Origin of the sequence: Streptomyces sp. URMC 126 (genome assembly GCF_051386555.1) — a bacterium.
Taxonomy (GTDB): Bacteria; Actinomycetota; Actinomycetes; order Streptomycetales; family Streptomycetaceae; genus Streptomyces.
This window is the reverse complement of sequence record NZ_JBPQTX010001215.1, coordinates 1-245: the sequence shown is the minus strand read 5'-3', so window position 1 is coordinate 245 and position 245 is coordinate 1. Positions and strand designations below refer to the sequence as shown.

Annotated in this window: 1 protein-coding gene; it reads left to right on the top strand. The window is 62.4% G+C overall.

The window, feature by feature from the left end:
- Positions 1 to 30: 30 nt before the first annotated feature.
- Positions 31 to 245 (top strand): hypothetical protein (locus ACSNOK_RS35715; protein WP_436784820.1); only part of this gene is annotated, 215 nt, incomplete at its 3' end.

Below are 245 nucleotides of genomic sequence, written 5' to 3'. Positions count from 1 at the left end.
AGTCTCTTCGTCCTGACAAGGGGATAGCTGGTGGGTGGATGGAACGCCGTGGTTGTGCTTGCGACGTGCCTGTTTGCGTTGAGTACGGCAGCAGCCGAGAACGGCCGTGCGCCCGCCGGACAGCACCGAATCCTTGAGACGACGGGAACGATCAGCACCGCCAAGCTCGACACAAAATCGGGGGAAGTCGTGCTCGGGCTGTGGACACCGCACGTGCGCTTCCGAGTTCCGGATCAGTCGGACAG